Source organism: Nocardioides ungokensis (assembly GCF_013466985.1).
Classification (GTDB): Bacteria; Actinomycetota; Actinomycetes; order Propionibacteriales; family Nocardioidaceae; genus Nocardioides; species Nocardioides ungokensis.
Genome location: NZ_CP059164.1, coordinates 3,726,908 through 3,753,532 on the forward strand (window position 1 = coordinate 3,726,908; position 26,625 = coordinate 3,753,532).

Annotated in this window: 23 protein-coding genes, 5 pseudogenes and 1 riboswitch; of the genes and pseudogenes, 13 read left to right on the forward strand and 15 right to left on the reverse strand. The window is 72.3% G+C overall.

From position 1 onward, the window contains the following. Positions 1-105: 105 nt before the first annotated feature. The 5 genes and pseudogenes from purH to H0S67_RS25870 all read right to left on the reverse strand — a co-directional run bounded on the left by purH (position 106) and on the right by H0S67_RS25870 (position 3,742). Positions 106-1,697: pseudogene (gene purH, locus H0S67_RS18415) on the reverse strand (bifunctional phosphoribosylaminoimidazolecarboxamide formyltransferase/IMP cyclohydrolase). A gap of 32 nt (positions 1,698-1,729) precedes the next feature. Then, a riboswitch (ZMP/ZTP riboswitch) is annotated at positions 1,730-1,823 on the reverse strand. A gap of 146 nt (positions 1,824-1,969) precedes the next feature. Further along, a pseudogene (purN, locus tag H0S67_RS18420) lies at positions 1,970-2,446 on the reverse strand (phosphoribosylglycinamide formyltransferase); the annotation flags it as partial. A gap of 32 nt (positions 2,447-2,478) precedes the next feature. Further along, positions 2,479-2,616: a hypothetical protein gene (locus H0S67_RS25860; protein ID WP_246355448.1), complete on the reverse strand. Its 138-nt coding sequence runs from the start codon at positions 2,614-2,616 to the stop codon at positions 2,479-2,481. 140 nt (positions 2,617-2,756) lie between these two features. Continuing rightward, positions 2,757-3,203 (reverse strand): annotated as a pseudogene (locus H0S67_RS25865) (cell division protein PerM); the annotation flags it as partial. Then, entirely contained in the window at positions 3,092-3,742 is a 651-nt protein-coding gene (locus tag H0S67_RS25870) for a cell division protein PerM (protein ID WP_246354870.1), read from the reverse strand. The gene H0S67_RS25870 and the pseudogene H0S67_RS25865, both read right to left, overlap by 112 nt. An 824-nt stretch (positions 3,743-4,566) precedes the next feature. On the opposite strand from H0S67_RS25870, the gene H0S67_RS18430 reads away from it, so the two are divergent. From H0S67_RS18430 to H0S67_RS18440, 3 genes are all read left to right on the forward strand, one after another. Beyond that, positions 4,567-5,688 carry a hypothetical protein gene (locus H0S67_RS18430; protein WP_180934219.1) on the forward strand — a complete coding sequence of 374 codons (1,122 nt, stop codon included), beginning with the start codon at positions 4,567-4,569 and terminating at the stop codon, positions 5,686-5,688. Between the two features lie 103 nt (positions 5,689-5,791). After that, on the forward strand, positions 5,792-6,304 hold the full coding sequence (locus H0S67_RS18435; protein ID WP_180934220.1) for an RNA polymerase sigma factor: 513 nt from the start codon (positions 5,792-5,794) through the stop codon (positions 6,302-6,304). Further along, positions 6,297-7,727, forward strand: a complete 1,431-nt coding sequence (locus tag H0S67_RS18440; protein WP_180934221.1) for a hypothetical protein — start codon at positions 6,297-6,299, stop codon at positions 7,725-7,727. The genes H0S67_RS18435 and H0S67_RS18440 overlap by 8 nt, the downstream gene beginning before the upstream one ends. A 96-nt stretch (positions 7,728-7,823) precedes the next feature. Here the strand turns inward: H0S67_RS18440 and sucD are convergent. From sucD to H0S67_RS18455, 3 genes and pseudogenes are all read right to left on the reverse strand, one after another. Then, positions 7,824-8,716: pseudogene (sucD, locus tag H0S67_RS18445) on the reverse strand (succinate--CoA ligase subunit alpha). Positions 8,717-8,734: 18 nt separating this feature from the next. Beyond that, positions 8,735-9,908: pseudogene (gene sucC / locus H0S67_RS18450) on the reverse strand (ADP-forming succinate--CoA ligase subunit beta). A 180-nt stretch (positions 9,909-10,088) separates the two neighbouring features. Then, complete coding sequence (locus H0S67_RS18455; protein ID WP_343050515.1) at positions 10,089-10,430, reverse strand: cobalamin B12-binding domain-containing protein; 342 nt, start codon at positions 10,428-10,430, stop codon at positions 10,089-10,091. Between the two features lie 292 nt (positions 10,431-10,722). Here H0S67_RS18455 and H0S67_RS25875 point away from each other — a divergent pair, with 292 nt between their 5' ends. Together H0S67_RS25875 and H0S67_RS18465 are read left to right on the forward strand one after the other, a co-directional pair. Next, entirely contained in the window at positions 10,723-11,397 is a 675-nt protein-coding gene (locus H0S67_RS25875) for a hypothetical protein (RefSeq protein WP_246354871.1), read from the forward strand. Further along, positions 11,336-11,596: a M23 family metallopeptidase gene (locus tag H0S67_RS18465; protein ID WP_246354872.1), complete on the forward strand. Its 261-nt coding sequence runs from the start codon at positions 11,336-11,338 to the stop codon at positions 11,594-11,596. Before H0S67_RS25875 ends, H0S67_RS18465 begins: the two co-directional genes overlap by 62 nt. A 136-nt stretch (positions 11,597-11,732) precedes the next feature. Here H0S67_RS18465 and pcrA read toward each other — a convergent pair whose 3' ends face one another. Beyond that, on the reverse strand, positions 11,733-14,144 hold the full coding sequence (pcrA, locus tag H0S67_RS18470; RefSeq protein ID WP_180934224.1) for a DNA helicase PcrA: 2,412 nt from the start codon (positions 14,142-14,144) through the stop codon (positions 11,733-11,735). A 13-nt stretch (positions 14,145-14,157) separates the two neighbouring features. After that, positions 14,158-15,420, reverse strand: coding sequence for a GAF domain-containing protein (locus H0S67_RS18475; protein WP_180934225.1), 1,263 nt, complete (start codon positions 15,418-15,420; stop codon positions 14,158-14,160). Positions 15,421-15,531: 111 nt separating this feature from the next. Here H0S67_RS18475 and H0S67_RS18480 point away from each other — a divergent pair, with 111 nt between their 5' ends. Then, positions 15,532-17,376, forward strand: coding sequence for a flavin-containing monooxygenase (locus tag H0S67_RS18480; RefSeq protein WP_180934226.1), 1,845 nt, complete (start codon positions 15,532-15,534; stop codon positions 17,374-17,376). 85 nt (positions 17,377-17,461) lie between these two features. Here the strand turns inward: H0S67_RS18480 and H0S67_RS18485 are convergent, their stop codons facing one another. Beyond that, on the reverse strand, positions 17,462-17,818 hold the full coding sequence (locus H0S67_RS18485; RefSeq protein WP_180934227.1) for a hypothetical protein: 357 nt from the start codon (positions 17,816-17,818) through the stop codon (positions 17,462-17,464). Positions 17,819-17,940: 122 nt separating this feature from the next. Here H0S67_RS18485 and nicT point away from each other — a divergent pair, with 122 nt between their 5' ends. After that, positions 17,941-19,035 carry a Nickel transporter NicT gene (gene nicT / locus H0S67_RS18490; RefSeq protein ID WP_246354873.1) on the forward strand — a complete coding sequence of 365 codons (1,095 nt, stop codon included), beginning with the start codon at positions 17,941-17,943 and terminating at the stop codon, positions 19,033-19,035. 15 nt (positions 19,036-19,050) lie between these two features. Here nicT and H0S67_RS18495 read toward each other — a convergent pair whose 3' ends face one another. Genes H0S67_RS18495 through H0S67_RS18505 form a run of 3 tightly spaced genes read right to left on the reverse strand, consistent with a single transcriptional unit; the run spans position 19,051 to position 21,536 of the window. After that, entirely contained in the window at positions 19,051-19,539 is a 489-nt protein-coding gene (locus H0S67_RS18495) for a hypothetical protein (protein WP_180934228.1), read from the reverse strand. A 40-nt stretch (positions 19,540-19,579) separates the two neighbouring features. Continuing rightward, complete coding sequence (locus tag H0S67_RS18500) at positions 19,580-20,236, reverse strand: LuxR C-terminal-related transcriptional regulator (protein ID WP_180934229.1); 657 nt, start codon at positions 20,234-20,236, stop codon at positions 19,580-19,582. After that, positions 20,229-21,536 (reverse strand): ATP-binding protein, encoded by a 1,308-nt coding sequence (locus H0S67_RS18505; protein ID WP_180934230.1) that lies wholly within the window; start codon positions 21,534-21,536, stop codon positions 20,229-20,231. Before H0S67_RS18505 ends, H0S67_RS18500 begins: the two co-directional genes overlap by 8 nt. A gap of 143 nt (positions 21,537-21,679) precedes the next feature. Between H0S67_RS18505 and H0S67_RS18510 the strand changes: the two genes are divergently transcribed. Genes H0S67_RS18510 through H0S67_RS18520 form a run of 3 tightly spaced genes read left to right on the forward strand, consistent with a single transcriptional unit; the run spans position 21,680 to position 23,567 of the window. After that, on the forward strand, positions 21,680-22,924 hold the full coding sequence (locus H0S67_RS18510) for a PspC domain-containing protein (protein ID WP_180934231.1): 1,245 nt from the start codon (positions 21,680-21,682) through the stop codon (positions 22,922-22,924). Positions 22,925-22,938: 14 nt separating this feature from the next. Further along, entirely contained in the window at positions 22,939-23,358 is a 420-nt protein-coding gene (locus H0S67_RS18515) for a hypothetical protein (RefSeq protein ID WP_180934232.1), read from the forward strand. Beyond that, the gene (locus tag H0S67_RS18520; RefSeq protein WP_180934233.1) at positions 23,355-23,567 is read left to right on the forward strand and encodes a PspC domain-containing protein; all 213 of its coding nucleotides are present in this window, start codon (positions 23,355-23,357) and stop codon (positions 23,565-23,567) included. The genes H0S67_RS18515 and H0S67_RS18520 overlap by 4 nt, the downstream gene beginning before the upstream one ends. Here the strand turns inward: H0S67_RS18520 and H0S67_RS18525 are convergent. Next, positions 23,531-24,550 (reverse strand): glycerophosphodiester phosphodiesterase family protein, encoded by a 1,020-nt coding sequence (locus tag H0S67_RS18525; RefSeq protein ID WP_246354874.1) that lies wholly within the window; start codon positions 24,548-24,550, stop codon positions 23,531-23,533. The genes H0S67_RS18520 and H0S67_RS18525 overlap by 37 nt on opposite strands. 91 nt (positions 24,551-24,641) lie before the next feature. Here H0S67_RS18525 and H0S67_RS18530 point away from each other — a divergent pair, with 91 nt between their 5' ends. From H0S67_RS18530 to H0S67_RS18540, 3 genes are read left to right on the forward strand one after another with little or no spacing between them, the layout of a single operon-like run. Then, the gene (locus tag H0S67_RS18530) at positions 24,642-25,184 is read left to right on the forward strand and encodes a YbaK/EbsC family protein (RefSeq protein ID WP_180934234.1); all 543 of its coding nucleotides are present in this window, start codon (positions 24,642-24,644) and stop codon (positions 25,182-25,184) included. A gap of 33 nt (positions 25,185-25,217) precedes the next feature. Beyond that, the gene (locus H0S67_RS18535; RefSeq protein ID WP_180934235.1) at positions 25,218-25,700 is read left to right on the forward strand and encodes a DUF6328 family protein; all 483 of its coding nucleotides are present in this window, start codon (positions 25,218-25,220) and stop codon (positions 25,698-25,700) included. Positions 25,701-25,703: 3 nt separating this feature from the next. After that, positions 25,704-26,615 (forward strand): hypothetical protein, encoded by a 912-nt coding sequence (locus H0S67_RS18540; protein WP_180934236.1) that lies wholly within the window; start codon positions 25,704-25,706, stop codon positions 26,613-26,615. Positions 26,616-26,625: the final 10 nt, after the last annotated feature.

Genomic DNA, 26,625 nt, shown 5'->3' on the forward strand with positions numbered 1-26,625 from the left:
TCAGTGCGGTGTTCGGCTGGTGCCGCCGAGTCGGCGCAGGTTGACGGAGGAGCGCAGCGGGGGAGGTCAACCTGCGCCGACTCGGCTCTTTCCACTTCGGTTCGCTCAGTGGAAGAAGTGCCGGGTGCCGGTGAAGTACATGGTGACCCCGGCTGCCTTGGCGGCCTCGACCGTGAGCTCGTCGCGCACCGAGCCGCCCGGCTGGACGATCGCGCGCACGCCGGCGTCGATGAGGATCTGCGGCCCGTCCTCGAACGGGAAGAACGCGTCGCTCGCGGCGACCGAGCCCGACGCCCGCTCCCCCGCCCGCTCGACGGCGAGCTTGCACGAGTCGACCCGGTTGACCTGACCCATGCCCACGCCGACCGAAGCGCCGTCGCTGGCGAGCAGGATCGCGTTGGACTTCACCGCACGGCACGCCTTCCACGCGAACGCCAGGTCAGCGAGCACGTCGTCGGGGGCTGCCTCGCCGGTGGCGAGGGTCCACGTCGACGGGTTGTCGCCCTCGGCGTCCACCGCGTCGGTGGCCTGCATCAGCAGCCCACCGGAGATCCCTCGGGTCTCCACGCCGCCGCGCGAGGCGGGCGCGCAGACCAGGATCCGGATGTTCTTGCCGCCCCGTGGCAGGGACTGCAGCACCTCGACCGCGCCCTCGTCGTACGCCGGGGCCACCACGGCCTCCGTGAACGTCTCGCGCATCGCCTCGGCCATCGCCACCGACACCGGTCGGTTGGTGGCGATCACCCCGCCGAACGCGGACAGCGGGTCGCAGGCGTTCGCCTTCGCATAGGCCTCCGCGATGTCCGCGCCGACCGCGATGCCGCACGGGTTGGCGTGCTTGATGATCGCCACCGCCGGCTCGTCGAAGTCGTACGCCGCCCGGCGGGCCGCGTCGGCGTCGACGTAGTTGTTGTAGGACATCTCCTTGCCGTGCAGCTGCTCGGCCTGCGCGAGACCGGGCTCCGGCACGAAGCCGCTGGTGTAGATCGCGGCGCGCTGGTGCGGGTTCTCGCCGTAGCGCAGGACCGACTTCTTCTCCCAGGTCGCGCCGGCCCAGGCCGGGAAGCCGGAGCCCGCGCTGGTGTCGGTCAGCACGTTGCCCATCCAGGAGGCCACGTGGACGTCGTACGTCGCGGTGTGCACGAAAGCCTCGGCGGCCAGCTGCCGGCGCTGCTCGAGCGTGAACCCGCCGGCACCGACCGCCGCGAGCACGTCGGCGTAGCGGTCGGGCGAGGTCACGATCGCGACCGAGGGGTGGTTCTTGGCGGCCGCGCGCACCATCGAGGGACCGCCGATGTCGATCTGCTCGACGCACTCGTCGGGCGAGGCGCCCGAGGTCCACGGTCTGCACGAAGGGGTAGAGGTTGGAGACGACCAGGTCGAACGGCTCGACCCCGAGCTCGTCGAGCTGCTGGACGTGGGATCGAGGCGGCGTCGGCGAGGATGCCGCATGCACCTTCGGGTGCAGCGTCCTTCACGCGCCCGTCGAGGCACTCCGGGAAGCCGGTGAGCTCCTCGACGCGGGTGACGGGCACGGGCACGCCCGAGGCCTCGATCAGGGCGGCCGACCCGCCGGTCGACACCAGCGTCACGCCCGCGTCGTGGAGCCCGCGGACGAGGTCCTCCAGGCCCGACTTGTCGTAGACCGAGACCAGGGCCCGCTTCAGCGGGATGCGCGACTCAGGGGTGTCCGACATGCACTTCTCCTCATCGATGTTGAAATCCTCCGATGAGGCACCCAGGCGTTCGATGCGCTCGCCAACCCCCGAAGAACGGGGCACTCCCCGTGGTGACCCCACCTGCCGCCAGTCGTGTCGCACCAGACTAATGGTCGGGCGCCGAACCTCACCTTGCGCCCGGTGATGGTGTAGCCCTCGCGCGCCATCCGGCCGACGCAGTCGACCAGCATCTGCCGCTCGGCCCTTGATCCGCTCGTGCAGGGACTCGACGTGTCGTCGTCCTCGACCGGCACGACCGCCTGGGCCAGGATCGGCCCCGTGTCGACGCCCGCGTCGACGACGAACAGAGTCGCACCGGGACCTTCACGCCGTACTCCAGCGCGTCAGCAGCGCCGTGCATCCCGGGGAACGACGGCAGCAGCGCCGGGTGGTGTTCACGTAGCGCCCCCGAACCGCTCGAGGAACGACTCCCCCGCCAGCTTCATGAAGCCCGCCGACACCACGAGGTCGGCTCGAAGGCCGCGACGGTGTCGGCCATGGCGCGGTCCCCAGTGGTCCCGGCTGCTGAAGTGGCCGACCTTCTTCACGAACGTCGGGATGCCGGCGCGCTCGGCGCGGGCCAGGCCCTCGATGTCGTCGCGGTCGGCGCCGACGGCCACCACGCGGGCGCCGTACGCCGGGTCCGCGGTGGCGTCGAGCAGGGCCTGGAGATTGGTGCCGGAGCCCGACACGAGCACGACGAGTCGCGCGGGGGTGGGGGTCGGCACGCGCGCAGTCTAACCAGCGCGTGCCGGTGGGCTCAGGCGGTCTCGGCGGCGCGACGGGCCGCGCGGCGCTGCCACCAGGTGACGGCCAGGCCGCCGACGAGACCGCCCACGCCGAAGGCCGTGATCGCGTGCACGAGCACGTCGAAGGAGAACGGACCGACGTGCTGCATTCGGCCGGGCCCGACGGCACCGCCGGCGAGGGAGGCGAGCAAACCCGAAGAGCACGCCGGCAGCCACGCCCCCGGCGCAGCCGCGCCGCGCCCTCGTCCCAGCGCAGGGTCGGCAGCCGGCGCTGCGCCTGGACGGCGGCGTACGCCGCGACCAGCACGGGCAACGCGACCACGGCGACGGTCCAGCCCGGGGTGGGCCCCTCGTCGGGCAGCGCCGCGAGCAGCGGGAACATCGGCAGCGGGCCGAGCACGACCAGCGTCGGCGAGACCAGGGTGTGGGCGCCGACCGCGAAGCCGGGGCCGAGCAGGTAGGACCCCGAGAACGCCACCGCGTTGGGCACCAGGACCGCACTGAGCAGCACCAGCAGGCTCGCGTCGCCGGCGTCGGTGTGCAGCCGGGACATCACGTTGGCGGCCGCGCCGAGGTCGACGACCAGGGCGCCGAGGAAGCAGAGCGTGGCCATCGCGAGCCAGGTCACCAGGATGCGCCGGCAGGCCGCGGCCGCGCCGCGCACGGTCCCGGGGAGGTACGCCGTCCAGATCGCGGCGCGTCCCGACCCGATCGCGATGGCCGGGAGCCCGAACATCGCGCACAGCAGCACGACCCACTCGACCACCCGGCCGCGCGAGGCGCCACGGTGGTGGCCGTGGCGAGCGAGGCGGTGACCAGGGCGACCGCGAGGTAGCCGAGCGTGAAGAAGCACCAGGCCACCGGGACCGTCCAGTCCCGCTCGCCGTCGGCGATGCCGTCGGCGTCCGGGCCGTGACCCGAGACCGAGTCCCCGACCCGGTGGCCGATCCGCCAGATCGCCCACGCGCAGAGGAACGTGACGCCCAGCGGGACCGCCGAGATCGCCACCCCCTCGACGGAGATCCCGGACCCGTGGGCCAGGAGCCACCCGAGCGCCCCCACGCGCAGTCCGCCGCGCGAGGTCCCGTGGGCGCCGGCGTCGGTCAGGAACCAGCCCACGACCCCCACCGCCAGGCAGACCAGCAGGGTCGAGGCCGCCGCCGCCGCACCCCCCAGCACGGCGATCAGGGCCAGGGGCCGACGGTGTCCGAGGTCCCCACCTGCGTCGCTGACGCCGGTGGAGGCCGTGGTCGATCGAGGGAGCAGCGAAGTCATGGCCCGGCCATCATCACCCGCCCGAGGGACCGATCCGGGGCTCCACGCCGGTTGGCACCAGCCCCGCGCGCTCCCGTACCTTGGACCGGTCATGAGGAATCCCGACGAGTTCGACGCGTTCTACAAGGACGCCCGCGACCGGCTTCTCCTCCAGACCTACGCGCTCACCGGGGACCTGCCCGCCGCACGGGCCGCGGTCCGCGACTCGTTCGTGTCGCCTGGCACCATTGGCGCAAGGTGTCCCGGCTCAAGGACCCGAGGCCTGGGCGCGCCCGCACGCCTGGTCCCACGCGCAGCGCCGCCACACCGCCCGGCTCTGGCACCGCGACAAGGGCCGGACCCCGAGGTCCGCGCCACGCTGGAGGCGCTGGCCAAGCTGCCGGTGACCCAGCGCAAGATCCTGCTGCTCGCGCAGCTCTCGACCGTGTCGATGACCGACCTGGCCCGCGAGGTCGGCCTGCGCGGGTCGAGGCGGAGCAGCAGCTGCAGACCGCGTCCGCCCAGTTCGCCGTCCAGCGCGGTGTGCCCACCACGAGCATCCGGTCGCTCTTCGAGGCACTGCGCACCCAGGTCGGGGAGGGCCGGTGGCCCCGCGCGACGATCATCCGGCGCGCCGGCGCGGCTCGGCGTCGTACCCACACCGCAGTGGGCGCCGTGGCCGCGGTCGCGGCCCTGGTCCTCACCGGGTCGCTGGTGTTCGACGCCGCCGGCCTCCGGCCCACGCTCGACCGGGGCAACGCGTCCTCGACGGCCGCGACGACCAACGCCGGAGGCAGCACCTCCGCCCGGCCCAAGGCCGAGCCGGAGGCGCTGCCGGACCCGCGATGCTCACGGGACGGCAGCTCGCCCACGTCGTGCGGGGGCCGGGCTGGCGGGTCGAGGAGACCAGCGACAACACCAAGGGCGACGGCCTGGTGCTCCCCTGCCAGCAGGAGAGGTACGCCGACCCGCGGGGCACCGCGGCCCTGCTGCGCACCTTCTCCACCTCCCACCAGAAGCCTCCGGCGCGCTCGGAGGCCTACCAGGCCACCGAGGTCTCCCAGTCGGAGAAGGCGGCAGCGAAGACCTACGACCGGGCCCTCACCTGGTACGCCGGCTGCCTGGACTCCCGGGTACAGCTGCTGTCGACCCACCGGGTGGACCGGCTCGGCGACCAGGCCACGCTGCTCGTGCTGCAGGCCTGGCGGCAGCCGGCGACCATGGTCGTCGGCGTCGCCCGGACCGGAGCACTGACCACGACGACCCTGGTCCGCGCTCCGGGGACCGCGGCCCCCGACCCGGGCCGCGCGACCGACCTGCTCGGCGCTGCCGTCGACAACCTCTGCCACCTCCCGGACGGCGGCGCGTGCTCGCGACGCCCCCGCCTCGCCGCCGCCCCGCCGGTCCCCGTCGGGCAGGTGCCCGGCATGCTCGGCGAGATCGACCTGCCGCCGGTCACCGGCGTGATCCGCCCCTGGGTCGGGACCGAGCCCCGCAAGGCGGTCAGCAACGTCGCCGCCACCAACTGCGACCGGGCCGACTTCAGCGCCTCGGGCATCAGCAACAACCTGACCCGCGCCTTCGTGATCCCGGGCGCGAAGCTGCCCGACGAGTTCGGCCTCACCGAGACGGTCGGGTCGATGCCCGCTCCCCGGGCGCACGCGTTCGTCGAGCAGGTCCGTTCCAGGATGACCGCCTGCCCCGACAAGGACCTCGGCACGGACGTCACCCTCATCGCCCACCAGACGTCGAAGACGACCGACCTGAGCGTGTGGCACGTGACGACCCAGATCAGCGACAAGACCTCGGTCGAGTTCCTGATGGGCATCGTCCGGGACGGCACCGCCGTGGCACAGGTCGGGTTCGTGCCGTCCGGCAAGGTCACGATGGCGGCGGGCGCCTTCCCCGCCCTCGTGCACCGGGCCCTGGAGCGGCTGCCCGCGCTGCCGCCCCCGGCGAAGGGCTGAAACCTCCAGCAATTTCCCCGTGTCCGTGCAACCGTGTGTGCCGCCGAGGCGTATCCCTCCCGACAGACACCACAGCAACACCACACGAGACGGGGACGGGTCGATGGACGAACGCGAGTTCGACGACTTCTACAACGCCTCCTTCGCGCGCATCACCGGGCAGGTCTACGCCATGATCGGCAGTCGCGACGAGGCCGAGGAGTGCGTCCAGGAGGCGTTCGTCCGCGCCTGGGCGCACCGCCGCAAGCTGGACCATGCCGAGTACCCGGAGGCCTGGGTCCGCACCACGGCGTACCGCCTCGCGGTTAGCCGCTGGCGGCGTACGACACGGGGCAGACGCCCGGCGGATCGGGCCCTGGGCGCCGCGACGGAGACGGCGGCACCGAGCGAGACCCACGTCGCGCTCGTCGCCGCGCTCAAGCAGCTGCCCCAGGCCCAGCGCCAGGCGCTGGTGCTGCACCACCTCGCCGACCTGCCGGTCCAGCAGGTGGCCCGCGAGGTGGGCGTGCCCGAAGGAACCATCAAGGCCCGGCTCAGCCGCGGCCGCGCCGCGCTCGCCGCGCTGCTCTCCGATGACACCAACGGCGGCCTCCAGGAGGGAGCGAGCCATGTCTGACCCGATCCGGGACCTCGAGAACCTCAAGCACGAAGGAATGACCGTGAACCCGCTGCCCGCTTCCGAGGTGCGCCGCCGCGGCACCCGCATGCGGCGCCGCAACAACGCGATCGCCGCCGTCGGCGCGCTCGCCGTCATCGCGGTGGTCGCCACCCCGCTGGCCGTGGTGGCCCGCGGCGGCGACCACGCGGAGCCCGGTCCGGCCGACAGCCCGTCGCCGAGCCCGACCCGGACCGTCCGGACCGACTGGCTCCAGACGATCCCGGGCGAGGTCGACCTCACCGCCCTGCCGGACAGCGCGACGTTCACTTTCACGGCGCGCCCCGACTCCGTGGTCGACGACCTGACGCTCTGCGGGGTCCCGACCTACTCGACCAGGTCGAACGACCCCGTCGCGCCGGCCGTCGACACCCTCGGCGCGACCCACGGCGAGGCGGGCACGGACGGCAACGCCGGCCGCACGCTCGCGCTCTACGAGAACGACCAGGTGGCGGCGAAGGTGCTCGACGCGGTCCGGCACGGCGTCGAGTCCTGCCCGACCGAGCAGCAGGGAGCAGGGGCGCCCCTGGTGTACGCCGCGGTCGACACCCAGCTGCCGACGGACGACTCGTTCGTCTTCACCCAGCAGGCGAAGATGGACAAGAACCTCCTCGCCGACCTCACGGTGTTCCAGGTCGCCCGCGTCGGCAACGCGATCTACCTGGCCACCGACCACACCAGCGCCGGCGGTCAGCAGGTCGCCGACGCCGAGGTGCGGCGGCTGGCCGAGTGGTCGGCGCCGGTCCTGAGCGACATGTGCGTCTTCGCGGCCGAGCCGTGCCGCTCCCCGTCGGTCGTCACGTCGTCGTCCGCCTCCCCGGCCATCGGCGAGGGAGCGGTCAGCGCCATCCCCGCGGACTTCCCGCTGGACCGCGGCATCGTCCAGCCCGAAGGAGGCCCGCTCGACGGTCCCTCCGCGAAGGCCGGCGGCGTACCCCCGCTGGACCTGTGCGGGGCCTCGGTGTGGCCCGTCTCGGGGGTCGAGCGGCTGGCCGTGACCTCCAACGCCCCGCAGTACCAGGAGAGCCGCGAGCTCGTGACCTTCTCCCGGACCGAGGACGTGACCGCGGCACTCGACGCGATCCGCGCCGCCGTCCAGGCCTGCCCGACGATCCCGGGGGCCAAGCCGGCCGACGACCAGGTCGTCACGCCGCTCGCGGAGGACCTGTCCGCCGCCGACGACTCGGTGACCTTCTCGGTCACCTACCGCACCGGGCTCGGCGGAGGCGTCTACCAGTTCGCCCGGGTCGGCCGGGCCCTGGTGGGCACCTTCAACGGCGGCGAGTGGTCCAAGGACAGCGCCGCCCAGGCCGCACCGTCGATCACCGGCGACACCAAGTCACTCCTCCCGGAGCTTTGCATCTGGACCGTGCAGGGCTGCTGAGCACGGCGACCCTGTCGCCCGGCGCGCAGAAATGGCACCGACCCGTCGTCAGCAGACGACGGGTCGGTGCCGTTCGAGCGGTTGGACCAGCCAGGCTCAGAGGTTCTTGAGGACCTCTCGCATGAGCTCGGCGGTCTCGGACGGCGTCTTGCCGACCCTCACGCCGACGGCCTCGAGGGCCTCCTTCTTGGCCTGCGCGGTGCCGGACGAGCCGGACACGATCGCGCCGGCGTGGCCCATCGTCTTGCCCTCGGGGCGGTGAAGCCCGCGACGTAGCCGACGACCGGCTTGGTGACGTGGTCCTTGATGTACGCCGCGGCGCGCTCCTCGGCGTCGCCACCGATCTCGCCGATCATCACGATCGCCTTGGTCTCGGGGTCGTTCTCGAACGCCTCGAGGGCGTCGATGTGCGTGGTCCCGATGATCGGGTCACCGCCGATGCCGATGGCGGTCGAGAAGCCGTAGTCACGGAGCTCGTACATCATCTGGTAGGTCAGCGTGCCCGACTTCGACACGAGCCCGACCGGGCCCTTGCCCGCGATGGTGTGCGGGGTGATGCCGGCCAGCGACTCCTCCGGGGTGATGATCCCGGGGCAGTTCGGGCCGATCATGCGGGTGGACCCCTGGTTGCTGGGGCTCTGCAGGTAGGACCACACCTCAGCGGTGTCCTGGACCGGCACACCCTCGGTGATGACCACCAGCAGGCCGATGCCGGCGTCGATGGCCTCGATGCAGGCGTCCTTGGTGAAGGCCGGCGGCACGAAGACCACCGACACGTCGGCGCCCGTCTCGGCCATGGCCTCCTTGACGCTGCCGAAGACCGGCAGCTCCTTGCCACCCAGCTCGACGCTGGTGCCGGCCTTGCGGGCGTTGACGCCGCCGACGATGTTGCTGCCGGCCTCGAGCATCAGGGTGGTGTGCTTGGAGCCCATCCCGCCCGTCATGCCCTGGACGATGATCTTGGAGTCCTTGTTCAGGTAGATAGACATTGTTCTTCTCGCTCCGTCTCAGGCGTTGGCCAGCTCGGCGGCCTTGTCGGCCGCACCATCCATCGTGTCGACCAGCGTCACCAGCGGGTGGTTCAGCTCGGTCAGGATGGCCCGTCCCGCGTCGACGTTGTTGCCGTCGAGGCGGACGACCAGCGGCTTGGTGGCCTCGTCGCCGAGGATCTCCAGCGCGCCCTTGATGCCGTTGGCGACCTCGTCGCAGGCCGTCCCCCGTGATGCCGCCGAACACGTTGACGAACACGCTCTTGACCTGGGCGTCGTGGAGGATCACGTCGAGGCCGTCGGCCATCACCTGGGCGTTCGCGCCGCCACCGATGTCGAGGAAGTTCGCCGGCTTCACGCCGCCGTGCGCCTCACCGGCGTAGGCGACCACGTCGAGGGTCGACATGACCAGGCCCGCGCCGTTGCCGATGATGCCGACCTGGCCGTCGAGCTTGACGTAGTTGAGGCCCTTGTCCTTGGCCTTGGCCTCGAGCGGGTCGGTCTCGTCCTTGATCTCGAAGGCCTCGTGGTCGGGGTGACGCACCTCGGAGGCGTTGTCGTCGAGCGACACCTTGCCGTCGAGGGCCTCGAGCTTGTCGCCGGCCAGCTTCGCGAGCGGGTTGACCTCGACGAGCGTCGCGTCCTCCTCGACGAAGACCTTGTAGAGCGACTGGATCATCGCGACGGCCTGCTCGAAGACGGCCTCGGGGAACTTGGCCTCGGTCGCGATCGCGCGGGCCTTCTCCTCGTCGACACCGGCGCCCGGGTCGATCGCGATCTGCTTGACGGCGTCGGGGTTGGTCTTGGCGACCTCCTCGATCTCGACGCCGCCCTCGACGCTGGCGATGCAGAGGTACCGACGGTTGGCCCGGTCGAGCAGGAACGAGAAGTAGTACTCCTCCTCCGGCGGCGTCGCCGGCGTGACCAGCACCCGGTTGACCGTCAGGCCCTTGATCTCCATGCCCAGGATGTCGGAGGCGTACTCGAAGGCCTCGTCGGCGGTCTTGGCGAGCTTCACGCCGCCGGCCTTGCCGCGGCCGCCGGCCTTGACCTGCGCCTTGACGACGGTCACACCGCCGATCTCCTCAGCAGCAGCCCTTGCGGCCTCGGCGGTCTCGACGACGACGCCCAGCGTCGTTGCCACACCATGCTTGGCGAAGAGCTCCTTCGCCTGGTATTCCATCAGATCCACAGATCCACCAAGTCCTCTGTCGTTGCTGGCGGTCGGCGGGGTCGGCGACCGCACGTACTCCCCGGCACCTTAGACCCGGCGTACGGCGTACGACGAGACCGGGTCGCCGGACGTGACGCACGCAACGCAGCAGCAATCAGGGGCGCAAAGTCGATCACGCGAGGGCGCGCGAGGGGCTGGTCAGGCCGACGCGCCCTCGGCGAAGTGCTCGGCCACCCAGCCGGTGATCTCGTAGGTGGGGGCACCGGGAGTGAAGACCTTGGCGACGCCGAGCTCTTCGAGGACCGGGATGTCCTCCTCGGGGATGATCCCGCCGCCGAAGACGACGATGTCGGAGGCGTCACGCTCCGCGAGCAGGTCGACCAGCTTGCGGAAGAGCGTCATGTGGGCGCCCGAGAGGACCGAGAGGCCGATCAGGTCGGCGTCCTCCTGGATCGCGGTCTCCACGATCTGCTCGGGGGTCTGGTGCAGGCCGGTGTAGATGACCTCGTGGCCCGCGTCGCGCAGCGCACGCGCGACGATCTTGGCACCGCGGTCGTGCCCGTCGAGGCCGGGCTTCCCCGACCACGATGCGGATCCGGGCGGTGGAGCTCGAGGAGGTCATGGGCGCAGATTATCCGACGGGTGACCAACGCCACGCGACAGCCGCGACCAAGCCGCTGTACGCGTGAGTAATGAACGGTCGTACCCCAATCGGACGGCCTCATTCGCGAACACAATCCCCAAATAGGGGGTTTCGGTTTCCCGCCTCGTGACCCATCCGTTACAGTCGTCGCTCGCTGCCTCACCCCCCGAAATCAGCGGAGGCTCCTCCATGGGCAATCACCGAGCGGATCGCCGCGGCACCGGTCGTGGACCCTCGGAGACGACCCTCAAGGCGACGAGCAGCGCCGGGGGCAGGCGCAAGGTCGAGAAGACCTCGAGCCGTCGCTCGGGCTCCCGCGGCCCGCTCTTCCGCGGCCTCCCGTCGGCACCCATCCTGCTGGGCGTGACCGCACTGGCCGTCTCGGCCGGCGGCGCCGTCACCGCGGCGAGTCCCGGACTGGTCAACTCGCAGTCGAGCGGGATCTCGCAGGCCAGCGCGCTCAGCGGCGCCAGCGACGTCTCGCGGGTGAGCCTGCTCCAGGCCCGCAGCGCCGCCATCAGCCGTGACTCGCGCCGCGACGCGCTCGCCGACTCCTCGGACAAGCAGCTCGTCGCGCAGGCCGAGCAGCAGGCAGAGCAGCACAACGCCGCCCTGGCCAGCCTGGCGAAGCAGGCCGAGAACCAGGCCGCCAAGATCGCGCTCAACCAGTGGGTGCTGCCGGTGGACAGCTACCACCTCACCGCACGCTTCGGTGAGTGCAGCACCCTGTGGGCGTCCCTGCCACACCGGCCTGGACTTCGCCGCCCCCAGCGGCACCCCGATCCACTCGGTCGCGAACGGCGTGGTCACCTCGGTGGGCTACGACGGGTCCTACGGCAACAAGACCGTGGTCACCCTCGATGACGGCACCGAGCTGTGGTACTGCCACCAGACGTCGTACGCCGTCAGCGTCGGCGACACCGTGCAGGCCGGCGAGACCATCGGCTACATCGGCGCCACCGGCAACGTCACCGGCCCGCACCTCCACCTCGAGGTCCGCCCCGGCGGCGGCGACCCGGTGGACCCGTACCAGGCGCTGGTCGTCCACGGGCTCCAGCCGTAACCAGCCAGCCGAGTCGGCGATGCTTGACGGCGCAGCGACGCCAGGGAGGTCAAAGAGCGCCGACTCGGCGTTCCCTCAGCGTCAACGAGCGCCGACTCGGCGTTCCCTCAGCGTCAACCAGCGCCGACTCGGCGGGTCAGAGCTTCTCCACCGGCGCGTAGCGGAGCAGGAGCCGCTTGACGCCCTCGGAGCCGAAGTCGATCGAGGCGACCGACTTGTCGGCGACTCCCTCCACGGCCACGACGGTGCCCATGCCGAACGAGTCGTGCAGCACGCGGTCGCCCGGCTCCAGGGCCGGGATCTCGCGGGCCGGCTTGGCCTTCGACGCGGCGTCCGCGCGGAGGGCGGCCGAGGAGAAGTTGCGACGACCTGCTGCGGTGGGCTGCCCCATCCGCGCCGGGGAGCCGCTGGCCAGGTCGGGCCGGCTCCACCGGGTCTGGGCGGCCTCGGTGCGGCGCCAGTCGACCAGGTCGACGGGCAGCTCGTCGAGGAAGCGTGACCCCGGGTTGTGGGACGGCGCGCCCCACGCGGAGCGGACCACGGCACGGGAGATGTAGAGGCGCTGCTGGGCCCGGGTCACGCCGACGTACGCAAGGCGACGCTCCTCCTCCAGCTCCGGCTGGTCACCGAGCGAGCGGGCGTGCGGGAAGACGCCGTCCTCCAGCCCGGTCAGGAAGACCACCGGGAACTCCAGGCCCTTAGCGGTGTGCAGGGTCATCAGCGTGACCACGCCATCACCGTCGTCGGGGATCTGGTCGGTGTCGGCGACCAGCGCGACCCGCTCGAGGAAGTCCCCCAGGCCGGGCGCGACCGTGCCGGCGTCCACGTCGGACGGGTCCGCGGACGGCCCGGCGACCGGGTCGTCGGAGAACTCGCGGGCGACCGCGACCAGCTCGGCGAGGTTCTCCACCCGGGTGTCGTCCTGCGGGTCGTCGGAGGCCTCCAGCTCGGCGAGGTAGCCCGAGCGGGACAGCACGCTCTCGAGGATGACGTCGGCGCGCTCCCCCGCCTCGACCATCGACTGGAGCTCCTCGACCATCGCGACGAAGCCCCGGATGTTGGTCAGCGACCGGGTCGCGAGGCCCGGAGCGTCCTCGGCGCGGCGCAGCGCCTCCCAGAAGGTGATCCGCTCGCGCTCGGCGAGCGCGTCGACGCAGGCGACCGCGCGGTCCCCGATGCCGCGCTTGGGGGTGTTGAGGATCCGGCGCAGGGAGACCTGGTCGGCCGGGTTGACCAGCATCCGCAGGTAGGCCAGGGCATCGCGCACCTCACGACGCTCGTAGAAGCGGACCCCGCCGACGACCTTGTAGGGCTGGCCGGTGCGGATGAACACCTCCTCGAACACGCGGGACTGGGCGTTGGTGCGGTAGAACACCGCCACGTCGGCCGCCCGGACGTCACCGGTGTCGACCAGCTTGTCGATCTCCTCGGAGACGAACCGGGCCTCGTCGTGCTCGTCGTCAGCGACGTAGCCGACGATCCGCTCGCCGTCCCCCGCGTCGGACCACAACCGCTTGGGCTTGCGGCCCTTGTTGTGGCCGATCACGGAGTTGGCCGCGGTCAGGATCGTCTGCGTGGAGCGGTAGTTCTGCTCCAGCAGGATCGAGGTGGCGTTCGGGAAGTCCTGCTCGAAGTCGAGGATGTTGCGGATGTTGGCACCGCGGAACGCGTAGATCGACTGGTCGGCGTCACCGACGACCATCAGCTCGGCCGGCTCGACCCGCTCGGCCTCGGGGTCGGCCATCTCGGGGTCGTCGGCGCAGAGCTGGTGGATCAGGGCGTACTGCGCGTGGTTGGTGTCCTGGTACTCGTCGACCAGCACGTGGCGGAACCGCCGCCGGTAGGTCTCCCGCACCTCCGGGAAGGCCTGGAAGAGGTGCACGGTCATCATGATCAGGTCGTCGAAGTCCAGCGCGTTGGCCTCGCGCAGCCGCCGCTGGTAGAGCGTGTACGCCGCGGCGTAAGTCTCCTCGAGCTTGTTCTGCGCGTCCTTGGTCGCCTCCTCGGCGTCGTGCAGCTCGTTCTTGTGGTTCGACACCCAGTGCAGCACCGCATTGGGCTGGAAGCGCTTGGGGTCGAGGTCCATGTCCTTGCAGACCAGCGTCATCAAGCGCTTCTGGTCGGCGGCGTCGTAGATGGAGAAGTTCGACTTGTAGCCGAATTTGTCGATCTCCTTGCGCAGGATCCGCACGCACGCGGAGTGGAACGTCGAGACCCACATGATCCGGGCCCGCTTGCCCACCAGGTCCTCGACCCGCTCCTTCATCTCGGCCGCGGCCTTGTTGGTGAAGGTGATCGCCAGGATCGAGCCGGGGTGCGCCTTGCGCTCGGAGATCAGCCACGCGATCCGCCGGGTGAGCACCCGCGTCTTGCCGGACCCGGCCCCGGCCACCACCAGCAGCGGCGCCCCTTCGTGGACGACGGCGGCGCGCTGCGGCTCGTTCAGCCCCTCGAGCAGCTCCTCGCGGGTGGGGCCGCGACGGGTGGTGCGCGGCTCCTCGGCGCCCTCGAGTCGCTCGAGCCCGGGCAGGGTGTTGGGGGTGCTCATCTCGGGGCCAACCCTACGTGCCGCCACCCCCAGGACGGACGGGTGAGTCAGCCCGCAGGCGCAGCACGACCGGCGCGCTCGAGCCCGGCAGCAGCGACCGCGGGTCGACCGGCAGCCGCACCTGCGCATCGAGGTGCGGCGCGAGGCGGTAGGGCTGGGTCATCAGCAGGCCGCCGAGCACCCGGCGCAGCCGGGACACCTCGGCCCGCACCGTGACCGGACGGCCCGGGGCCGCGAAGAGGTCGGCGGCCAGCTCCGACGCGGTGCGTCCGGTCGGACCGGCCTCGACGAGGGCGAGCAGGATCTCGGCGTGCCGGCGCGAGAGCCGTTGGGCCCACCGGCCGCTCGGACCCGTCACCCGGACCTCGGGGTCACCGACCAGGTCCACGACCAGGGCCGAGGGTGCGACGTCCTCGAGCCCGTCGAGCCGGAGCAGCCAGCCGTCGGGCAGCGACTCCACGCGGGTGGCGCCGAGACGCGGCAGCCAGGCGTCGCCGTCGGCGAGGTCGTCGGGGAGCGCGACCCGGTCCGGAGCCCGGAGGCCGGCGGACGCGGCGAGGTGCCCGTCCCGGTCGACCACCAGCGCCGGCCCCTCGATGCGCGCCAGCAGCGGGGCCGCGTGGCCGCGGAGCCGGTCGAGGCGCGCCCGGTGCTGCTCGACGATCTCGAGCGAGGCGAGCCGGGCAGCCATCTCCACCAGCGCCAGCTCCGCCGGGTGCAGGGTCCGGCTCGGCCCGCTGACGTCGACCACGCCCAGGGAGCGGCCGGTCCACGGGTCGGTGACCGGGGCGGCCGCACACCCCCACCTGGTGTGTGACTCGACGAAGTGCTCGCCGCCCCGGATCTGCACCGGTGTGCCGAGCACCAGGGCGGTGCCGATCGCGTTGGTGCCCACGTTCCCCTCGGTCCAGGCGGACCCGCGCACGAATCCCAGGTCGTCGGCCATCCGCTGGACCCGTGGGGTGCCCCGGCGCCACAGCACCCGGCCCTCCTCGTCGCTCACGACCACCAGCTGGCCCGCGTCGACCACCGACTCCAGGGAGCGCACCAGGCCGGGCACGACCCGGGCGAGGCCGCTGGACGACCGGCGGCGCTCGACCTCGACCTCGGGCAGCGGGGCGACCTCAGGGCCGCCCGCCGGGTCGAGCCCGCACAGGGCCATCCGACGCCAGGACGCAGCGATCTCGGCCCGGGGCGGCGCAGACCCGGCCGGGGGCCGGGCACCCGACAGCGTCGCCTCCCGGGCACGGCGTACGGCCAGGTCGGGGTCGTCCACCCTGCCGCCTTCCTGGGGACGGCGTACGAAGGGCTGCAACTCGCTGCAACCCTGTCGCGGCACCGTGACCCCGGTGTGTGCTCCATCACAGCGTAGGTGAAGGAGACAACCATGACCCAGACCATCGATCCCCCCGGCTCGACCACCGACAGCACGGCCACCGACCCCCAGTCGCGGGCCGAGACCTGGCTCTCCGGCTTCGAGGACGCCCTGCGGGCCCGCGACGTCGACCGGGCGGCCGGCATGTTCGCCGCCACCAGCTTCTGGCGCGACCTCGTCGCGTTCTCGTGGAACATCACCACGGTCGAGAACCCCGCCGGGGTCGCCGAGCTGCTCACCGACACGGTGGAGCGCACGGACCCGAGCGGCTTCGCGACCAGCGAGCCAGCCGAGGAGGCAGGCGGCGTCACCACCGCGTGGTTCACCTTCGAGACCGCCGTCGGACGCGGCAAGGGGCTCCTGCGCCTGATCGAGGAGGGCGGCGCACCCCGGGCCTGGACGTTCCTCACCACGATCCACGAGCTCAAGGGCCACGAGGAGCCACGCGGTGACCGTCGGCCGAAGGGTGCCCAGCACGGCGCCGACAAGGACCGCACCACCTGGAAGGAGCGGCGCCAGGCCGAGTCCGAGTCGCTCGGGTCGACCACCCAGCCCTACGTGCTGGTCGTCGGCGGCGGCCAGGGCGGCATCGCCCTCGGCGCCAGGCTGCGCCAGCTCGGGGTGCCGAGCCTGGTCATCGACAAGCACGCCCGGCCCGGCGACCAGTGGCGCAACCGCTACAAGTCGCTGTGCCTGCACGACCCGGTCTGGTACGACCACCTGCCCTACCTGAAGTTCCCGGACAACTGGCCGGTCTTCGCCCCCAAGGACAAGATCGGCGACTGGCTGGAGTCGTACACGAAGGTGATGGAGGTGCCGTACTGGTCGAGCACCGTCGCCACGAGCGCGTCGTTCCACGAACCCACGCAGGAATGGGTCGTGGAGGTCGAGCGTGACGGCCGACCCTTGACGTTGCGGCCCAAGCACCTGGTCCTCGCGACCGGGATGTCCGGAAAGCCCAACATCCCCGACCTGCCGGGCCAGGATGACTTCCTCGGCGACCAGCACCACTCCTCGGCACACCCCGGGCCCGACGCGTACGCCGGGAAGCGGTGCGTGGTCATCGGCAGCAACAACAGCGCCTTCGACATCTGCGGGGCACTGTGGGAGCACGACGCCGACGTGACGATGGTGCAGCGGTCGAGCACGCACATCGTCAAGAGCGACAGCCTGATGGACATCGGCCTCGGCGACCTCTACTCCGAGCGCGCGGTCGCGGCCGGCATGACGACGGAGAAGGCGGACCTCGTCTTCGCCTCACTGCCCTACCGGATCATGCACACCTTCCAGATCCCGCTCTACGAGCAGATGGCCGAGCGGGACAAGGAATTCTACGAGCGCCTCGAGGCCGCCGGCTTCCAGCACGACTGGGGCGACGACGGGTCCGGGCTGTTCATGAAGTACCTGCGACGCGGCTCCGGCTACTACATCGACGTGGGCTCGGCCGACCTCGTGGCCGACGGCGAGGTGAAGCTGGCCCACGGACAGGTCGACCACCTGACCGAGGACTCCGTGGTGCTGGCCGACGGCACCGAGCTGCCGGCCGACCTCGTCGTCTACGCCACCGGGTACGGCTCGATGAACGGCTGGGCCGCCGACCTGATCTCCCAGGAGGTCGCCGACCGGGTCGGCAAGGTCTGGGGCCTCGGTTCGGACACCACCAAGGACCCCGGCCCCTGGGAGGGCGAGCAGCGCAACATGTGGAAGCCGACCCAGCAGGAGGCGCTGTGGTTCCACGGCGGCAACCTGCACCAGTCACGGCACTACTCGCTCTACCTGGCCCTGCAGCTCAAGGCGCGGTTCGAGGGCATTCCCACCCCGGTGCACGGCCTGCAGGAGGTGCACCACCTGAGCTGACCGCGTGGGGTCCGGCCGGCGGCCGGGCCCCGCGGGGTCACCCCACGTCTCGGGTGTGACCAGTCGATCAGGTGTGACCAGTCGATCAGGTGTGTACGGGCGACCAGAAGACTGCGACGGCGATGTTGGCCAGCGTGAGCAGCAGCAGGCCGGCCCACAGCCCCTGCGGGATCCGCTCCTTGCGGACGTTGGCCATCACCAGCACGAGGATGGCAAGTCCGATCGCGAACTTCACCCCGACCTTGGCGTGGTCGACCGAGTCGTCATCCGCCTCGAGGACCCCGACGAGCAGCAGGCCGGCGACGAAGGCGGTGCCGATCCCGTCGCGCATGGCCGGGTTGACGACCTTCTCGGGGAGCGGCGCCTGGACGAGCAGACCGCCGAGGAGCGACGCGAAGCCGACGATGTGGATGAACAGCAGCACCAGCCGCACAGTCTCCATGCGCAGACCCTAGGCCAACCGATAGGCCAACCGATGGGGCCAACCGATGGTCCAGCGACGGGCCCACACACCTTGTTGCACATTGTTTGCAACTGGGAACGACGCGCTCCTAGGATGTCGGCGTGACCCCGACGACGATCGACCGCCCCGCCCGTCGACCGCTCACCAAGGAACAGCGGGCCAGCCTGGTCCGCACCCTCGGATTCGTCCTCTTCCTGCACGTCGTGGGCTGGGGCCTGCTGCTGGGCTTCGTGGCACCGCACGGCTACCGGGTCGGGGGCCAGCTGCTCGGGGTCGGCCTCGGCATCACGGCGTACACCCTGGGCATGCGGCACGCCTTCGACGCCGACCACATCGCCGCCATCGACAACACCACCCGCAAGCTGATGTCCGAGGGGCAGCGGCCGATGAGCACCGGCTTCTGGTTCAGCCTCGGACACTCCTCGGTCGTCTTCGTGATGGTGCTCGGCATCGCACTCGGCGTGCGCGCGCTCTCCCGGGGGATCGGCAACGACAGCTCGACGCTGCAGCAGGTCACCGGGGTGTGGGGCACCACCGTCAGCGGCGTCTTCCTGCTGCTGATCGGGCTGATCAACCTCGCCGCGCTGATCGGCATCGTCGGCGTCTTCCGCGGCATGCGCCGCGGTGAGTACGACGAGGCGGAGCTCGAGCGCCAGCTCGACAAGCGCGGCTTCCTCAACCGGATCCTCGGCCGGGTCACGCGCGCCGTCTCCAAGCCGTGGCACATGTTCCCCACGGGATTCCTCTTCGGCCTCGGCTTCGACACGGTCTCGGAGATCGGCCTGCTCGTGATCGCCGGCGGGGCGGTCGCGGCCAACCTGCCGTGGTGGGCGGTGCTGACCCTGCCGGTGCTCTTCGCCGCCGGGATGTCCCTGCTCGACACCCTCGACGGGGCCTTCATGACCATGGCCTACGGGTGGGCGTTCTCCCGGCCGGTCCGCAAGATCTACTACAACATCACCGTCACGGCGCTGTCCGTCGCGGTCGCGCTCATCATCGGCGGCATCGAGATCGTCCAGCTGGTGGCGGAGAAGGCCGGCATCACGCACGGACCCGTCGCGGCGATCGCCGGGCTGGACCTCAACCACGTGGGCTACGGCATCGTCGCGCTCTTCGTGGTCACCTGGGCGGTCTCGGTGACGGTGTGGCGGGTCGGCCGCATCGACGAGCGGTGGAGCGCCCAGCTCACCCGCTGAGCTCACCCGTTGGGCTCACCCGGCCCGGTCGAGGCCGTTCCTGGTGCGCCAGCGGTCGTAGTAGTGCACGAACCCGACCGGCTCGGCGAGCGTCGCCAGCGCGACGACGCCGAAGTAGAGGGACGCGGCGGGCGTGCCGTCGTGCCAGGAGCCCCACGCGAGGTAGGCGCACAGCGCGACGAGCGGGAGACCCGCCAGGGTGAGGAGCGTGGCGAACAGCCCGCACGCCCAGCTCGAGGTCCTCGTGCCTGCGCCCGGGGCCTCGGCGTGCACGTCATGCCTGACCTGCCAGCGGTCGTACCAGCCCACGAACGCGACCGGGAGACCGAGCGCCAGCAGCGTGACGCCGCCGTAGGTCACGATCCACAGCCCGTCCCGCGCCACCCAGGCGTAGATCGCCCAGATGCCGAGCCACCCCGCCAGCACCAGTCCCGCGGTGAGCACCAGCGGAGTGGCCGCGGCGAGGAGGCCGTTCGTCGCCCTGGTCCCCCGGCTCAGCTCCACGCAGCCAGCGTAGGCCGGAGGACCGGCTGCGCGTGCCCGATCAGAGCAGGCGCCGGTCCGAGGCCCATCGGGTCAGCTCGTGCCGCGAGGAGAGCTGCAGCTTGCGCAGCACGCTGGACATGTGGGTCTCCACCGTCTTGATGGAGATGAACAGCTCCTTGGCGACCTCCTTGTAGGCGTAGCCGCGCGCGATCAGCCGCATCACCTCGCGCTCCCGCTCGGTGAGCCGGTCGAGGTCCTCGTCGACGGCCGCGACGTCGATGGTCCCGGCGAAGGCGTCGAGCACGAAGCCAGCCAGCCGGGGCGAGAAGACGGCGTCGCCCTCGGCGACCCTGCGGATCGCCTGCACGAGCTCGGGCCCGGTGATGGTCTTGGTGACGTAGCCCCGGGCACCGCCCCGAATGGTGCCGATCACGTCCTCGGCCGCGTCGCTGACCGACAGCGCCAGGTAGCGCGAGTCCGGCCACGGCATCCGTCGCATCACCTCGGCCCCGCCGCCGCCGGGCAGGTGCACGTCGAGCAGCACCACGTCGGGGTGGTGCGCGGCGATCGCCGCCACGGCCTCGTCGACGTCGGCAGCCTCCGCCTTGATGGCGACGACGCCGGCGCCGGTCGCCTCGAGCTCGGCCCGGACCCCCCGCCGGAACATCGCGTGGTCGTCGACGATCACGACGCTCACCGGGACCTGCTCACTCATCAACGTCCTCCTGTCGGGCCCCGCGGGGCTGGCGGGGCAGGTGCAGGCGCACCTCGGTCCCCTCGCCGATCGTCGACCGCACCTCGGCCGATCCGCCGTGCCGGTCCATCCGGTCGACGATGCTGTGGCGTACGCCGTACCGGTCCGCCGGGGTGGCCTCCGGGTCGAAGCCGCGGCCGCGGTCGCGGACGAACACGTCGACCGCCGACGGCGACACCTCGGCGTACACGTCGACGCGGCCGGCGCCGGCGTGCTTCGCGGCGTTGGTCACCGCCTCGCGGGTGGCGGCGACGATGGCACGCAGGGACTCGTCGAAGTCGCAGTCCCCCACGGTCACCAGGTCCACCGAGACCCCGTGGGCGTCCTCGACCGCGGCGGTCGCGCCGCGCAGCGCGCTGGCCAGCGAGCTCTCGTCGGTCGACTCCCCCGAGTAGAGCCAGGAGCGCAGGTCGCGCTCCTGCGAGCGGGCCAGCCTGGCCACGGTGGGGCCGTCGTCGGCGTTCTTCTGGATCAGGGCCAGCGTCTGCAGCACCGAGTCGTGGAGGTGAGCAGCGACGTCGGCCCGCTCCTGCGTGCGGACCCGCTCCGCGCGCTCGGCGGTCAGGTCCGAGGCGAGCCGGTAGACCCACGGCCCGACCACGATCGCGATGCCGACCACCCCGAGAACGGCCGCGACGCCCACGTCGCGCGCGACGCTGAGCGACCCGCCCCGGAACGCGAAGAGCACCAGCGCGGTCACCACGAGGCCGATGCCGGCGGCGAGACGGCCGTACGCCGCCCAGCCGCCGTTGCCGAGCACCACCCGCACCGGGTCTATCCGTCCGGTGGTGTCCAGCCAGCGCTCGCGCTGGGCCTCGTCGGCCTGCCGCCACAGCAGCGCTATGCCGATGACGCCGATGAACAGCGGCCAGAAGAGGGCGCCCCTGCCGAAGACCGCCTCGACCACCAGGACGCCGCCGAAGGCCAGCGCCGCCAGGGCGATCGCGGGTCCCATGTCGCCGAGCCGACGCATCCGGCCGGGGCGCAGGCCGCCCCGCGAGGCGCTCTCGAGGCCGGGGGCCCCGGTCTCGAAGCGGGAGTCGGAGGGCAGCACCAGCCACAGGCCGGCGTACAGCGCCACCCCCAGGCCGCCGAGCAGTGCGGTGAGCACGAACGCCGCCCGCACCCAGAGCACCGGCACCGCCAAGTGGCGCGCCAGTCCGGCCGCGACGCCGCCGATGATCGGCTCCTGCGCGTCGCGGGTGGCGCGACGGACGTCCCGCGGCACGGCGGGACGCTCGGTGGTGGGTGCGGTGCTCATCTCGGCTCAATCGTCACACAGCGGCCGGGTCGCGACCATGAGGACGAACCCCGACGCGACCCTGACCCCCGGGACCACCGGACCCCCCGGGATCAGGGTCGTCCCCGATGGTGCCGGGGCCCCGCGGGCAGCAGGCTGGAGCCATGACAACGACACCGCCCGAAGCCCCGTCCGGGGCCGACACCCCGCAGGACGGCGGCCCGCGGGTGACCCGCGACGAGGTCCGCGACCTCGGCCGCCTCCGCCGCAGCGTCACCGACCGCAAGGTGGCCGGCGTGGCCGGCGGCCTGGCCCGCCACCTCGACATCGACCCGGTCATCCTGCGAGTCGCCTTCGTGGTGCTCGTGTTCTTCGGCGGTGCCGGACTGATCGTGTACGCCGCGTGCTGGCTGCTGGTGCCCGAGGAGGGCAGCGACACAGCACCGTTCCACCTCGACGACCGCAGCCGCACCGTCGCGCTCGCGGTGGTCGGGGTCCTGGGGCTCGCTGCCCTGCTGGGCCACTCGTGGGGGGCGTTCGGGTTCCCGTGGCCGCTGGCCGTGATCGCACTGCTGGTGGTGATCGTGCTGACCCGCCGGGACGCGAAGCGGACGCCGCCGCCGGCGTACGGACCGCCCGCCTATGGACCTCCGGCGTACGGGCCGCCCGCCTACGGGCCCCCGGCGGCCGAGTCGCAGACCCACGAGCTGGCGGTGCCCCCCGCTTATCCGCCCACGTATCCCCCGACCTCCCCTCCGAGCTATCCGCCGGCCGGCTGGACGGTCCCGGCACCGGTCCCCCCTCGCTCCCCGCGCAAGCGCGGACCGATCCTGTTCTGGTTCACCCTGGCCCTGATCGCCCTCGCCGAGGGCGTGCTCGGGATCGTCGACCTCGCAGGGGCCTCCATCGCCGGCCCGGCCTACCCGGCCCTGGCGGTCGGGATCACCGGGCTGATGCTGCTGGTGGGTGCCTTCTGGGGCCGCGCCGGCGGGCTGATCCTGGTCGGCCTGGTGTCCGCCGTGGCACTGGCCGGCACGACCGTCGCCGACCGGTGGGACGGCACCACGCTGCACGCGACACCGACCTCGGCGTCCCACGTGCGCGACAGCTACGACATCTCCAACGGCGAGATCGTGCTCGACCTCACCGACGTGAGCAGCCTCAGCGCCCTCGACGGCCGCACGGTGCACCTGCGCGGCGACGTCGGCCACCTCGAGGTCATCGTCCCCGACGGGCTCGACACGACCGTCCACGCGAAGGTCCACGGGCCTGGCGCCATCAGGCTCTTCGGCCAGGACTCGGGTGGCGTCGACGTGACGATGAACCGCCAGCACGACGGCGGCCGCAAGGCGCCCGAGCTCACCATCGACGCCGACCTGAGCGTCGGGCAGATCGAGGTTCACCAGTGATGAAGGAGACGAGCATGAGCGACGTCGACCAGACCAGCGACCGGCCCAGCGGCAGGCCCAGCGACAGGCCCAGCGGCCGCCACCCCGTCAGCATCGGACACCTGGTCATGGGCCTGGCGTTCCTCGGCCTGGTCGCGGTGTGGGCCCTGGTCCAGGGCGGCGTGGTCGACAACCGCGACATCCGGTGGCTGCTGCCCCTCCCCTGGGTCGTGGCCGGCATCGTCGGCCTGCTGGCCACCACGCTGACGAGCCGGGACCGCTGGGGCACCCGCCGCACCGGGTGGGTCGATGACCAGCCCCGCGACTGGGGAAACCACCAGTCCGGCGGGGTCGGCGACGGCCCCGCGGCCGGGGCGACCCCCGAGCCCACCACCGAGCCCACCACCGAGATCACCACCCCGATCGAGCAGGACCCCACCGAGGAGAACCGATGAGCACCCCGCAGCCCGCCCCCACCAATCCCAGGCGCCTGGTCCGACGGCGCGACGACCGGATGATCGCGGGCGTCTGCTCGGGGGTGGCGGCCTACCTCGGCGTCGACGTGACGCTGGTCCGGCTGATCACGGTCCTCGGTGCGATCTTCGGCTTCGGCACCTTCATCGTCGCCTACGTCGTCGGCTGGCTGCTGATCCCCGAGGAGTGAGCGACCCACGTGTCCCGGGCGCCGGCCACCCGGTCGGGGTGGTCGGTGATCAGCCCGTCGACGCCCAGGTCGAGCAGGTGACGCGTCTCGGCGGCCAGGTCGCCGTGCCGGCGGCCGCCCTCGCCCGACCGGAAGGCCCGGCCGAGGAATCGGTTCTCGGCCCGCAGCGTCCAGGCGTGGACCGTGAGCCACTCGCGGTGTGCACGGCGCACCAGCCGGCGCCCCAGCCCCTCACGCAGCAGCAGGTCCTTGCGGGCGCCGATCCCGTCGGCGTACGCCGCGATGCCGGCCAGCCGGGCGCGGGTGACCTGCTCACGGCGATCGACGAGCTGCACCAGCGGCACCCGGACCTGTCCGGCGAGCCGGCGCAGCACCTCGTCCTCGAAGGCCATCACGCTCACACGCGACCGGTCGTGGTCGAGCCCCAGCCGACGCAGGGTGTCGTGCACCAAGGCGTCGAGCGGCAGCCCGGCCGCCTGGTGGTGCGCCGCGTGCTTGAGCTCGGCCAGCACCCCCACCGACCTGCCGTGCACCGCGGACTCGGCGCGGACCAGTCGCACCACCTCCTCGAAGGTGGCGACCCGGTGCCGCCCGTCGTGGGCCGCACTGCCGGCCCGGGCGCGCGGCATCCGCTCCCGCGCGGTGAGCGTCCTGAGCTCCGCCAGGTCGAGGTCCTGGACGAACCACCCCGTCACCGGCTCCCCGTCGACCACCTTGGTGGTGTGGCGTGAGGCGAGCTCGGGACGGGTGGCCACGTCGGTGGTGCGGCTGAGCTCGAGGTCGTGCCGGACGACGAGCACGCCGTCGCGGGTGGCGACCAGGTCGAGCTCGACGTCGTCGGCGCCCTGGGCCATACCGACCCGGAAGGCCTCGAGGGTGTGCTCGGGCCGGTAGCCGCTGGCCCCGCGGTGGGCGGCCACCGCGGGCGTCACGACGAGCGGCGACGAGACGGGGGCACGGGAGGAGAGCAAGGAAGCGGTCACGGCGTCAGCAGACCGGCCCGAGGTGGATCCGCGGCGGGATCGACGTGAACCCCGGATGACCGTCGGCGTACACCCCCGTCAGGATGGGGTGATGACGCTGCCCAGCCTCGGTGCCCTGACCTCCCTGCCCACCTCCGAGCACCTCCACCTGCTCGGTGACCCCGTCGCCGCGATGCTCGGCGGGTGGCCGCAAGCCGCCCGGGTCGCCGTCGTGGAGATCGACCCGGAGCTCGCCGACACCGCCGCGATGTCCGAGGCCTACGACGTGCCGCTCACCGCGAGCGCCAACTGCGTCGTGGTCGCCGGCCGTCGCGGCGGCGAGGAGCGGGTCGCTGCCTGTGTCGTCCGCGCCGACACCCGCGCCGACGTCAACAACCTGGTCAAGCGCACGCTCGACGTGCGCAAGGCGTCGTTCCTGTCCACCGACCGCGCGGTCGAGGAGTCGGGGATGGAGTACGGCGGCATCACGCCGCTGGGGCTGCCCGCGCACTGGCGGGTGCTGGTCGACGCGCGCGTCGTCGACATCGAGGTCGCGGTCGTCGGGTCCGGCGTACGCCGTTCGAAGCTGCTGCTGCCGGGCCACCTGATCGCGGAGCTCCCGGGCGCGGAGGTGGTCGACGGCCTCGGGGTGTGAGACGCGCGCACGATCGTGGTCCAGAATGCGGCCATGGGAGACGAGAGCGAGAAGCAGTCGGGGCGGGACGAGACCGAGGAGGAGCGCCTCGACCGCAAGTGGAACGACCTGCTCCAGGAGCTGCGCGTCATGCAGACCGGGGCCCAGCTGACGGCGGGATTCCTGCTGACGCTGCCGTTCCAGCAGATGTTCGCCAGCCTCGACCACTTCCAGAAGGGTCTCTACCTCCTCCTGGTCCTGACGGCGGCCCTCACGACGGCGACCGTGATGGGCCCGGTCGCGGTGCACCGCCGGCTGTCGGGCGAGCACGTCAAGGAGCGCGTCGTCGCCACCGCGCACCGGCTGGTCCACCTGGTGCTGCTGGGGGTCTCGACGCTGATCGCCGGGATGGCGCTGCTGATCTTCGACGTGGTCGTCGACCGCGCCTGGGCGGTGACCGTGGCGGTGGTGCTGCTCGCCTACCTGGTCACCGTGCTGGTGGTGCTCCCGTCCCGCCTCTCCGACGAGAAGTTCTGACCCGTGCGGTCCGGCCTGCGCGCGGTGGTCGTCGTCCTGCTGCTGGCAGGGCTGGCCGCCGGGTGCGGGCCGGGTGACGCACCGGACGCGTCGCCGAGCTCGTCGTCGCCGGCCTCCGCGTCGCCGCCGGTGCCGACGCTGACACCCATCGAGCTGCCGCCGCCGGGGCCGCCCACCGGCAAGCTCCTCGCCGACCTGCGCCAGTCCTCGCGGGACGCCGCGCTGGGTCGGATGGAGGTCTGGATCGGCAACGACACCCGCCACGACGTGACCCCCATCCGGATCCGCTACACCGACCCGCGGTTCCGCCGTCCGGTCGCCGGAGAGCGGCTGCGGCTCAACCCGTCGCGCTCCGAGCGCGGCTACCCGCTCACCCTGCCGACGCGACCAGTGTGCGGCGCGCACCGCGGTCCGGCCCGGCTCAGCGTGACGTACGGCGGCCGGACGGTCTCGCTGCCGGTCACCGACGACAACGACATCGTGGCCCGGTACGTCGCCTCACGCTGCCTCGAGCTCGCCGTCGACCGGGTGGCGGTGCTGGAGTTCGCCGACCGGGTGCCCACCGACGGCACCAGGGAGGGAGCGACCGGGACCCTGACCCTCCTCGCTCGCCCGACCGGCGCGGCCGGACAAGTGCTGCGGATCGACTCGGTGGGCGGCACGCCCCTGCTCGGCGCCGCGGGCCCGGCGTGGCGTCCCCGGGTGACGGTGCGCGGGGACGGCCCGGTGCGGCGCATCGAGCTGCCGGTCCGGCCGGCACGCTGCGACGACCACGTCTTCATGGAGTCGGGGGGCGCCACGGCGTTCCTCGTCTCGCTGCACCTCGACGGCCGGCCGGGGAGCCTCGTGGTCCGGATGAGCCCGACCGGCGCCCGCGCAGCCATCGGCTTCGCACGGGACTCCTGCGGTCTCTGACCAGCCCAGA

What these genes read in the sequence shown, in the direction of transcription:
- H0S67_RS25860 (WP_246355448.1), bottom strand. Translation starts at nt 2,616, where the DNA reads ATGCAGCACGTCGGTCCGTTCTCCTTCGACGTGCTCGTGCACGCGATC.
- H0S67_RS25870 (WP_246354870.1), bottom strand. Translation starts at nt 3,742, where the DNA reads ATGACTTCGCTGCTCCCTCGATCGACCACGGCCTCCACCGGCGTCAGC.
- H0S67_RS18430 (WP_180934219.1), top strand. Translation starts at nt 4,567, where the DNA reads ATGCTCACGGGACGGCAGCTCGCCCACGTCGTGCGGGGGCCGGGCTGG.
- H0S67_RS18435 (WP_180934220.1), top strand. Translation starts at nt 5,792, where the DNA reads ATGGACGAACGCGAGTTCGACGACTTCTACAACGCCTCCTTCGCGCGC.
- H0S67_RS18440 (WP_180934221.1), top strand. Translation starts at nt 6,297, where the DNA reads ATGTCTGACCCGATCCGGGACCTCGAGAACCTCAAGCACGAAGGAATG.
- H0S67_RS25875 (WP_246354871.1), top strand. Translation starts at nt 10,723, where the DNA reads ATGGGCAATCACCGAGCGGATCGCCGCGGCACCGGTCGTGGACCCTCG.
- pcrA (WP_180934224.1), bottom strand. Translation starts at nt 14,144, where the DNA reads ATGAGCACCCCCAACACCCTGCCCGGGCTCGAGCGACTCGAGGGCGCC.
- H0S67_RS18480 (WP_180934226.1), top strand. Translation starts at nt 15,532, where the DNA reads ATGACCCAGACCATCGATCCCCCCGGCTCGACCACCGACAGCACGGCC.
- H0S67_RS18485 (WP_180934227.1), bottom strand. Translation starts at nt 17,818, where the DNA reads ATGGAGACTGTGCGGCTGGTGCTGCTGTTCATCCACATCGTCGGCTTC.
- H0S67_RS18500 (WP_180934229.1), bottom strand. Translation starts at nt 20,236, where the DNA reads ATGAGTGAGCAGGTCCCGGTGAGCGTCGTGATCGTCGACGACCACGCG.
- H0S67_RS18505 (WP_180934230.1), bottom strand. Translation starts at nt 21,536, where the DNA reads ATGAGCACCGCACCCACCACCGAGCGTCCCGCCGTGCCGCGGGACGTC.
- H0S67_RS18510 (WP_180934231.1), top strand. Translation starts at nt 21,680, where the DNA reads ATGACAACGACACCGCCCGAAGCCCCGTCCGGGGCCGACACCCCGCAG.
- H0S67_RS18515 (WP_180934232.1), top strand. Translation starts at nt 22,939, where the DNA reads ATGAGCGACGTCGACCAGACCAGCGACCGGCCCAGCGGCAGGCCCAGC.
- H0S67_RS18520 (WP_180934233.1), top strand. Translation starts at nt 23,355, where the DNA reads ATGAGCACCCCGCAGCCCGCCCCCACCAATCCCAGGCGCCTGGTCCGA.
- H0S67_RS18530 (WP_180934234.1), top strand. Translation starts at nt 24,642, where the DNA reads ATGACGCTGCCCAGCCTCGGTGCCCTGACCTCCCTGCCCACCTCCGAG.
- H0S67_RS18535 (WP_180934235.1), top strand. Translation starts at nt 25,218, where the DNA reads ATGGGAGACGAGAGCGAGAAGCAGTCGGGGCGGGACGAGACCGAGGAG.